General features: G+C 59.9%; 12 protein-coding genes. 8 read left to right on the top strand and 4 right to left on the bottom strand.

Annotated features, from left to right (window positions below; genetic code table 11):
- The first annotated feature begins 94 nt into the window (after positions 1-94).
- The 8 genes from BSZ39_RS11365 (at position 95) to BSZ39_RS11330 (ending at position 6,544) form a co-directional block, all read left to right on the top strand.
- Positions 95-391, top strand: coding sequence for a hypothetical protein (locus tag BSZ39_RS11365; RefSeq protein ID WP_245792509.1), 297 nt, complete (start codon positions 95-97; stop codon positions 389-391).
- A gap of 16 nt (positions 392-407) precedes the next feature.
- Positions 408-830 carry a DUF1617 family protein gene (locus BSZ39_RS11360; protein ID WP_073717439.1) on the top strand — a complete coding sequence of 141 codons (423 nt, stop codon included), beginning with the start codon at positions 408-410 and terminating at the stop codon, positions 828-830.
- A complete protein-coding gene (locus tag BSZ39_RS11355) occupies positions 827-1,042 on the top strand; it encodes an acetyl-CoA carboxylase (RefSeq protein ID WP_073717438.1) in 216 nt (71 codons plus the stop codon). Before BSZ39_RS11360 ends, BSZ39_RS11355 begins: the two co-directional genes overlap by 4 nt.
- Before the next feature lie 24 nt (positions 1,043-1,066).
- Entirely contained in the window at positions 1,067-1,591 is a 525-nt protein-coding gene (locus tag BSZ39_RS11350) for a phage holin family protein (protein WP_425425691.1), read from the top strand.
- Positions 1,591-2,424 carry an N-acetylmuramoyl-L-alanine amidase gene (locus BSZ39_RS11345; protein ID WP_073717436.1) on the top strand — a complete coding sequence of 278 codons (834 nt, stop codon included), beginning with the start codon at positions 1,591-1,593 and terminating at the stop codon, positions 2,422-2,424. Before BSZ39_RS11350 ends, BSZ39_RS11345 begins: the two co-directional genes overlap by 1 nt.
- 177 nt (positions 2,425-2,601) lie before the next feature.
- Entirely contained in the window at positions 2,602-3,066 is a 465-nt protein-coding gene (locus BSZ39_RS15150) for a terminase gpP N-terminus-related DNA-binding protein (protein WP_425425690.1), read from the top strand.
- A 244-nt stretch (positions 3,067-3,310) separates the two neighbouring features.
- Entirely contained in the window at positions 3,311-4,963 is a 1,653-nt protein-coding gene (locus tag BSZ39_RS11335; protein ID WP_073717435.1) for a recombinase family protein, read from the top strand.
- A 3-nt stretch (positions 4,964-4,966) separates the two neighbouring features.
- A complete protein-coding gene (locus tag BSZ39_RS11330) occupies positions 4,967-6,544 on the top strand; it encodes a recombinase family protein (RefSeq protein ID WP_073717434.1) in 1,578 nt (525 codons plus the stop codon).
- A 34-nt stretch (positions 6,545-6,578) separates the two neighbouring features.
- On the opposite strand, the gene BSZ39_RS11325 is transcribed toward BSZ39_RS11330, so the two are convergent.
- The 4 genes from BSZ39_RS11325 to BSZ39_RS15145 all read right to left on the bottom strand — a co-directional run bounded on the left by BSZ39_RS11325 (position 6,579) and on the right by BSZ39_RS15145 (position 9,079).
- On the bottom strand, positions 6,579-7,853 hold the full coding sequence (locus tag BSZ39_RS11325; protein WP_236585837.1) for an AlbA family DNA-binding domain-containing protein: 1,275 nt from the start codon (positions 7,851-7,853) through the stop codon (positions 6,579-6,581).
- 83 nt (positions 7,854-7,936) lie between these two features.
- A complete protein-coding gene (locus tag BSZ39_RS11320; RefSeq protein WP_222842948.1) occupies positions 7,937-8,182 on the bottom strand; it encodes a hypothetical protein in 246 nt (81 codons plus the stop codon).
- A complete protein-coding gene (locus BSZ39_RS11315; RefSeq protein ID WP_143180514.1) occupies positions 8,179-8,823 on the bottom strand; it encodes an N-6 DNA methylase in 645 nt (214 codons plus the stop codon). The genes BSZ39_RS11320 and BSZ39_RS11315 overlap by 4 nt, the downstream gene beginning before the upstream one ends.
- Positions 8,810-9,079 (bottom strand): helix-turn-helix domain-containing protein, encoded by a 270-nt coding sequence (locus tag BSZ39_RS15145; RefSeq protein WP_083603311.1) that lies wholly within the window; start codon positions 9,077-9,079, stop codon positions 8,810-8,812. The genes BSZ39_RS11315 and BSZ39_RS15145 overlap by 14 nt, the downstream gene beginning before the upstream one ends.
- Between the last annotated feature and the right edge of the window lie 247 nt (positions 9,080-9,326).

Genomic DNA, 9,326 nt, shown 5'->3' with positions numbered 1-9,326 from the left:
CGCAGTTCGAGGAACACTACTACACTGAAACCAGTCGGCCAGTGGTGGCTGACGTACCGCTATGAACTCTCCACCAAACTCGGGGCGATCCAACGTGACCTTGCAGGACTGCACGCTGACGGGCAAGGGAACCTATTCGGGCTGGGTGGGACAAAGCGGGCTGTCCAAGATCGTCTTCCACACCTACGACCTGATGGTCGTCACTAACGGCTCGTATTACAACATGACCCGTCTCTTTGATCGCACCAAGGATTTGATGTCACGGATGAACGCAATCCTGAGCCTGCTCAATCAAGGCTGGATCAAATCCATCTCCGGGTCTGGGTCGAACATCACGTGGCAGTACTTCTCCAACACCGGCCTGTCGGCCATGTCCACCACCCTCGCATAAGTAAAAGGAACCACTCATGAAGATCATGCTCGCCAACCAGCACCTCCAACCCATCGCAGACCTACTCACCAATATGCCGCTCAAGGCCGCTCAGTCCCGTGCTCGCTCCAAACTCCTCACGCTAGTGAAGGAAGCGATCGCGCGATTCGGGGAAGACGAATACGACCTCGTCACCCACTACGCGACCCTCGATGAACACAGTCGACCAGTGTTCGCAGACGACGGCACCTTCGTCCTCGCCGATCCCGACAAAGCCAGTGAATTCCTCGACGCACGCCACGCACTACTGGCATCTGTTGCTGAAGTTTCGGGTCCCACCTACGACGACCACGACAAGGACGTAAAAGCACTTCTTGACGGCTATGAGGGTGAGCTGTCTGGCGAAGCGGCCGAGGCCTACGACGTCCTCTACGACGCCATCACCAAGGACAACCAATGACCACCGAGGAAGAAAATACTGAGTTGACTGAATCAGTCGACGACAGCTCGACCCCGGATGAGGTTCAGCTTCCGATCATCCCCGTTGAATCTGATGCCACGCCTGCACCACCAGCAGAGGCCATCGAAGCCCAAGAACTCCCAGCGCCCAAGGCGGCCTCGTTCGACTTGAGCCTGCCGATCTTGGAGGTGCTTACCGACCCGACCCTGTAACACGCTGCGCTACACCAATTTTTGATGCCTTCACCCCAGATGGGTGTGGGCAATTTTTTATGCCCACGAAAGGAAATATCCATGTCTCTAAACGCCATCTGGCACGCCATCCAAACCGGGATCGCTGGTATTGGTGCTTGGCTCGCCGCTTATCTTGGCGGCCTCGACGGCCTCGTCTACGCGCTGATCGTCTTCGCTATCGCCGACTACATCACCGGCGTGCTGGCCGCCATCAACGAACGCCGCCTTTCCAGCGCAGTTGGTTTTAGGGGTATCAGCCGAAAGATCCTCATCTTCACTCTCGTCGGACTAGCCCATTTGATCGACGTCCATATTCTCGGCGCTCCCGGTGTGCTTCGCGCGGCTGTCATTTTCTTCTACCTGTCCAACGAAGGCATCTCGCTGATCGAGAACGCCACCCGCTTGGGACTGCCCGTCCCTGTCCAGATGCGTGGCGCGCTCGATGCGATCGCTAACCGCGCCGAAACACGACCACCCCTGACCGAACCAACAACCACTGAAAACCCAACAGATAAGGAGATTCACTGATGAAGAATTGGCTCGCGCTGGAGGCCGACATCGACCTCATCATGAACACACACTACACGCCAGGGCGTAACGGTAGGCGGATCGATAAGGTCATCATCCACCACAACGCCGGAAACCTCACCATCAAGGGATGTTACGACGTGTGGCAGTCCCGTCCTGCTTCCGCCCACTACCAAGTCCAAACTGACGGACGCGTCGGCCAGCTCGTGTGGGACCGTGATACCGCCTGGCATGCGGGCAACTTTGCCGCCAACACCACCAGTATTGGCATCGAACACGCCGACATGGCCAGTGATCCATGGACTGTATCCGAGGCCTGCCTTGATAACGGAGCGCACCTCGTCGCGGCCGTTTGCAAGTTCTACGGTCTTGGCCGACCGGCCTGGGGTAAGAACGTGTTCGGACACAAGGACTTCTCTGCAACTGCTTGCCCAGCGTCTCTTGCTGGTTCCCAGCATGCCGCCTACATGGCCCGCGCACAGTCTTGGTATGACCAGATGACCGGCACTGCTACTACACCTGTACCTGCGCCTGCACCCGCTCCTGCAGCACCGAACATCGACGCTCTCGCCGATGCAGTGATTCGCGGCGAGTACGGCAACGGTGATGAACGTAAGCGACGTCTCGGAACCAACTATGCCGCTGTTCAGGCTCGCGTGAACGAAAAGCTCTTAGGCAACGCGCCCGCCCCGAAGCCAGCAGGGCCCAACATTGATGCCCTCGCTGACGCCGTGATCCGCGGCGACTATGGCAATGGTGAGGAACGTAAGCGCCGCTTGGGCAACCTCTACAGCGCCGTCCAGGCACGAGTCAACGCCAAGCTCGGCTATTAACCCCACGTTGCTCCGGCGAAACTTAGCCCCGCTGCTACCCGTCATGGGCGGTGGCGGGGCTTTTCGTCGTCTCTGGGGAGGTTGCTCTCAGCCGTCCGGATTCGGCGGGTGTCGGGGGCGTATGGGTGAGCAGGTGTTCGCGGCCCGTCCGGCTTCACGGCCGCTGGTGCCTGACAGATGAAGCCGCCCGCCTGGGTGGTTCGGATGGAAAGGAGCCAGCCAATGACTGCAGTGACATCAACCCAGCAGGAACGGATCACGATGATGCGCCGAGCCGGGGTGACTTACGCGAACATCGCCACTCACATCGGTATAAACCCCAACACGGTCAAGACGTGGTGTCGCCGTGCCGGAATTACCCCCGACACGTCTGTTCCGCAGGTCGTTGATCCAGTCGGGGTGTGGTGCCTGTCGTGCGGGGCACCGATTGCGTCTGCCCGTCCGGCGAAGTTCTGCTGTGAGGCGTGTCGGCGTTCGTGGTGGCACGCTCACCCCGAAGCAGGGCAACGGAGCGCGTTCTATGAGTTCACCTGCCCCGAGTGCGGGCAGGGATTCGCCGCCTACGGCAACAAGACACGCGTGTACTGCTCTCACGCTTGCTACATCCGCCACAGGTTCGGCACCCGAGGTGGCCGCCGATGACACCTACCCAACTTCGTGCCGAAACGACAACGGCACTCGCGCTCGCCCGACTCGACAACCTCACACGATCCGGTGTCCTCACGCCAGCGCAGGCGGCCAGTGTCGCGACCAGGATCGCTGCTGATGCGGGTGCGGAAATCGGGGCGTTGAAGGCACAAACCTTGGTTGACTTCGCGGTCGATCAGAGTGATGTATAGATGTGCAAAGGATACAAAATCCCTAGTCAGACAAGGAAAAGCAGTCCATGGTGATGATGGAGCGGGTGACCCCGCCACCCCAGAGAGCGGGGACACGAAAGGTCGCGGCGTATGCCCGGATTTCGATGGAAACCGACCGGACCCCGAAATCACTGTCGGCACAGATCTCCCACTACTCCGAACTGATCCAATCGACACCCGGCTGGGAGTATGCCGGCGTGTTCGCCGACTCCGGCATCTCGGGCACCACCACCAACCGACCCCAATTCCAGTCCATGCTCGACTGTGCCCGCACCGGAGAGATCGACCTGATCCTCACAAAGTCAATCTCTCGGTTCGCCCGCAACACCGTCGACCTGTTGGAAACCATCCGCGAGTTGAAAACCCTCGGCGTGGAAGTCAGGTTCGAAAAGGAGAACATCTCCACGTTCTCCGCCGACGGGGAACTCGTGCTCACCCTGCTCGCCTCCTTCGCGCAAGCCGAATCCGAGCAGATCAGCCAGAACGTGAAATGGCGGGTGCGCAAAGGCTTCGAGCAAGGCAAAGCCAACGGCTTCCACCTCTACGGCTACACAGACTCCGCCGACGCCACCGATGTGGAGATCGTCGAGGCCGAGGCCGAGGTGGTGCGTCTGGTCTACCGCAACTACCTAGCCAACATTTCCTGCGAACAAACCGCCGCTCAACTCGAGGCTGACGGTGTGCGCTCGCGCGCCGGTGAGCCCATCAGGCCTGAAACATTGCGTTCGTGGCTGCGCATGGAAACCTACACCGGAACCCTCACCTTGGGCAGATGGGTCAAAGGACGACTGGGAGAACACTCCAAACCCAACACCGGTGAAGCCGACATGTACCGGGTCGAAAATGCCATCCCAGCGATCATCGACCACGAGACCTTCCAAGCCGTCCAGGAAGAACGCACCCGCAGACGCTCCCTCGGCGCACGAGCAAATAAAGCGATCCCCACGACTACTTTCACCCACATGGTGTACTGCCTAGCATGCGAGAAGTACTACCGTTCCTCGGTCAATGTTGCCTATGACGGGTCGCGCCGACGTAAATGGGTGTGCGCGACGAACCGAGAAAAAGGGCACGGATGCGCCTCTAAACGCATCCCGCAACCCTCACTCGAACAAGTCGTCTGCGAAGCCCTCAACCTCGAAGCCTTCAACGAGGACGTGTTCGCCAAGCTGGTCCAGCGCATCGATGTTCCCGATTCGGACACCGCAATCGTGGTCTTGAAAAACGGCACCACCTCCACGCACACGCTGCATTACCCGTCGTATCGCAAAGACCACTGGAACACTCCCGGCTACAGAGAACGCCACAGCCAAAAACTACGCGCATACTGGGCAAACCTCACCGATGAAGAGCGCGCCACCATCAGTAAGCAGCGCTCCAAAACCAGGCAAGCAGAACCCGCCGAAAAGAAAATCTCACGGTCAAACAGGGCGAAGGCTGCATGGACGCCCGAGCGTCGCGCACGACAATCCGAGATCGCGAAACGGGTCAACGCCCAGCTGGGAGAAGAAGGCCGCCGGGAACGCTCACGCAAAGCCCAGCAAGCCATCGCTGCTGATCCTTCCGTGGCTGAGCGCAAACGACGGAAAATGCTCGACCACTGGGCCAATCCCGACTATCGCGCCTCAACCACAGAGGCGATGAAAGGCTCCAGGCGCACAACCAAGGTAGGAGAATAAGACGTGGTACGAACGATCACCACGATCCCAGCAACCCGCAAGCTCTACAGCGGAGCCAGCCTGAACGCACCAGCGATCAAACGCGTCGCAGGCTACGCTCGCGTGTCCACCGACCACGAAGACCAGGTCACCTCCTATGCGGCGCAAGTCGATTACTACACCCGCTACATCACCGAACACGCTGGCTGGAAGCTCGCCGGGATCTACACCGACGAAGGCATCACCGGCACCTCCACCAAACGCCGCGTCGGATTCCAAACCATGATCGCCGACGCACTCGCGGGCAAGATCGACCTCATCATCACCAAGTCCGTCTCTCGGTTCGCCCGCAATACCGTCGACTCGCTCACCACCGTGCGCCAGTTGAAGGACGCCGGAGTGGAGGTGTACTTCGAAAAGGAGAACATCTGGACATTCGACGCCAAAGGCGAGTTGCTGATTACGATCATGAGCTCGCTCGCGCAGGAGGAAGCCCGTTCCATTTCCGAGAACGTCACGTGGGGGCACCGGAAACGGTTCGCGGATGGGAAAGTGACCGTTCCATTCAGCCGGTTCCTCGGCTACGACCGGGGTGAGGACGGCAACCTCGTCATCAACGAGGAACAAGCCAAGCTCGTGCGCTACATCTACACCCTCTACCTCGACGGCGGCTCCCTCACGGGAATCGCCAAACAACTCCAAGCAGAGGGACACAAGACCGCGTCCGGGAACCCGAACTGGTCAGCCCGCCAGGTGCGCAGCATCCTCACCAACGAGAAATACAAAGGTGAAGCGCTGCTGCAGAAGTCCTACATCGCCGACTTCCTCACCAAGAAGCTAGTCAAGAACGAAGGCGAAGTACCCCAGTACTACGTCACCGGCAACCATGAGCCGATCATCGCCCCAGCCGTGTGGGACTTCGTCCAAGCAGAACTGACTGCCCCCGCCACGGGCAGGCGCTCCACATCCCGGCAGCGGACGTTCTCGGGCAAGATCAGGTGCGGGCAATGCGGCGCCTGGTACGGGTCGAAAACCTGGCATGCAGGCTCGAAATACGAGAAACGCATCTGGCGGTGCAACCACAAATACGCAGGCCGCATCCCATGCGCCACGCCGCACGTCAGTGACGAGCAGATCACAACAGCGTTCCTCGACGCCGTCCACCACCTCCTCGCCAACCGGGACCAGGTCGACGAGCTGGTCGACAAGGCCGTGCGCGCCGAGCTCGACACCACCGACCTGCACATCGAAGCCGACCAACTCTTCGCCCGTGTCGGTGCCGCCGCCGAAGCGATCGACGCGCTGATCGCCCGCAACGCCCGCGTCGCCCAAGACCAGACTGAATACCAGCGCCGCTTCGACAAACTCAACACCGAACATGCCCGGCTACTCGCCGACTACGACAAACTCCTAACCCAGATCAGCGACCTTGAGAGCCGGCAAGCCGCCTACCGCCACTACCGGGAAGAACTCGACAAACTCGACATCGACCACATCGAGTTCACCCCATACCTATGGCACACCCTCCTCGACCACGCCGAAATGGGAACCGCCGGCGCAATCATGTTCACGTTCAGGGACGGGACGACCACGCACTGCTGAGAACTCGGCTCGATCCTCTGGGGAACGAGCCGGACTACGGGGCTAACTCTTGCTCGTGATCTTTTGGCTCGGCCATGATCTTCAGAAATTGAACCCCGCCCTGGTTAATGAGATCGCGCGCAAGATCGTTCACATGAGGGAGCATCTCTAGGGGCGCGGCGAGCGGGTCAAATTCGACAGTGACAGGTTGGAACATCGAAATGGGTTCTGCATACTCTTCCGACAGGAGAAGGTTTGTTCTGCCCTCCGTGGTTCGGATGCAGATTGGTTCATCGCTGGCACCAACAAGTCCAGCTCGGATTCTGAACCCTCCGTTGGCTTGGCGTTCCTCAGCATGCCCTCGAAGCAGTGTGATGAAGCTGATGACCGCCGACTCAACGTCCCGAGACATGCAGTGGTTTGGTAGCCCCACCGGGTAATAGGGTTTGGCACCTTCGCCATCCGAAAGGTTGCCGAGCCTGTATGCCGCAAGGACAGTGGAATCGTCGTATAGATAAGTCCGATACTGAGCGCGCTCATCCGGGTAGCTACGAACAATCCATTGACGCATGCCGATCTTTACCTGCCCTCGCTCCCACGTGCGAGGCTGGTTCTGGCCGAACACCAACTCGGGGATAGGTTGCCGAGTGGTGAGCTGGTAGATGGTCTCTTGTGTGGGAGACTTTGCGTGCATCGTAGGTTGCAGAGGTAGGGCGGCAATTGCGATAAACACACCGTCGCCTGGCGTCAAAGCCTGTGATGCACGCACGAACTTTTCTTGAAGGTTTCGTTCTTGATCATCGGCGTATTGAAAACGTTCGCGGAACCCACGTTCTATTTCGCGGTCGCTCATGAATACCGTGTGCGGACCATTACGACGCGGTGCGATGAACGCATCGTCGCCTTTTCGGGCGAAGTGAGGGGCGTCCGGCGAGTCGGGAACTCGCATAGCTACCACATTGCCACTCTCCGTGGCGAGGGCGTGGAACTCCAGCCCCAGGACAGGTGGGCCGATCTTTGCGTATGCAACCCGCAGAATTCGCTGCTGGATGTCAGCGGACCAGGGCACCGGCGTGAGTTCAGATGCAGCGTTGCGCTCTCCGTCTTCGGCAACCCCGAAAACGATCCAGCCACCACCGCTATTTGCCATAGCGGCGATGTCCTTCGCGGCTTCCTCGTCCCATTTGGGCTTCCTAGGATCGTAGAGCTGCTGCTTCCAGTCGAGATCGACGCTCTCCTCAACCCCGCTCTTAATTGCTTGTTCGATGAGGGGGAGCGAGAATTCACCAGACGGAAGGCCCAATGCACGGTGGATCGGCGAAAATACCATACTCATCCCTCCTGATCACGTGGCCGACGGCGCTGGAAGGTGCGACCGTGTGGGATGAACCAATCATCTCTCATTTGAACCACTCACGCAGCCAACGCGAGTGTGCCGCCATTTTGTATCCAAGTCGGGTTGAAAGCTTCGAGGAACGTGACATCGGGGTTAGCCCAGATGTTCGCGCCGTCGTTGGCGTCTGCCCACGCGGTTGTGAGCGTATCGAGCATCTGGTTCGCGAACTCGGGCGGGGTGAAGACCTCATCGTTCGAGAGGTTTGCGATGCAGGTCAGGACATCCGGGTTGTGCCCTCGTAGGGTGAATGGTGCAAGGGTCATACGGCCGCCTCGGCGATCTGGCGGACGGTCATCGTCGGATAGGTCTGCGCGGGAACGAACAGGTCATCGTCGTCGAGTTCGTCGAACAGGGTTCCCTCGTACGAGGCGCGCTGAGTGAGGTCATCGTAGCGAAAGTCGCGCCTCTGGAACTTCCCCTTGCCGAGGTAGCCCCACTCAGGAAAGGTAATCGGTTGACCGCTTGGCACGGTCATGGTCAAGGCATCGCCCTGCACGATGTTCACGGCTAGGACCGCGCGTGCCGCTTGCGCCCACTGGTCGTCGTCGCTGATACCTAGGAAGGTGTTGAATACCTCGGCGAGATTGTCGCGGCACTCCTCGGCGTTGTCTGCGAGGAGCTCGATGCCGTACGTGCACATCAGCGCAAACAGAGCGTAGTGACGCCTCTCAAACTCGCTTTTGCCGTGGCGAAGTTGGACGGTGGCGAGCTTGCGAGCTAGGACTGGGACAAGGAAGTTGCCGGAGCCGCAGGCGGGCTCGAGCACACGAGAGTCGATCCGCTCGGACTCATGCTTGACGAGATCGAGCATGTCCTCGACCATCCACCCCGGCGTGAACACCTCGCCGTGATCGGCAACGCGCTGCTTAGACTTCACCAAGCGCTGGGCTTCACTCAGCGTCATCGTCTCCCCTTCCCGTGCTCGTCGTCACGATCGTAGGAGTGACCGCTGACATTTGCGTGGGCCGCTGAGCGGTCTCGTCGTCGCTGGCCGCCGCGCCCGCACGCACCCAGTCGTCGATCTCGCTGGCTTGGAACTTCCAGAGGCGTCCGACCTTGTGGGCGGGCATGGCCTTCTCGGCGATCCAGGTGTAGACGGTGTCTTTGGTGACCCCGAGGTGGGCGGCGATGTCGTCAGCGGACAGCCACGGCTCAGCCACGTTGGTCCTCCCTCGTTCTATGGCCCAGTCAGGCCAGCACTCACGATGATACCGGTGGAGGTACGGCTTGAGTTGGGTTTCTCCGGGCGTGGCCGAACGAGACAGGTGCCGAGAGTGGTCGATGTGTGTTCCCGATCAGTGCAGGACGCGGGCCTTGAGCCAGGTGGTCACTGTCTCGTGCCACCGGTCGGGGTCGGCGTTCCAGCACAGAGTGTGGCACGCGTCGAACGCCTCGACTAGATCGGGG

The organism is Bowdeniella nasicola, assembly GCF_001907295.1.
GTDB lineage: Bacteria > Actinomycetota > Actinomycetes > Actinomycetales > Actinomycetaceae > Bowdeniella > Bowdeniella nasicola.
This window is presented reverse-complemented; position numbering and strand designations above follow the sequence as displayed.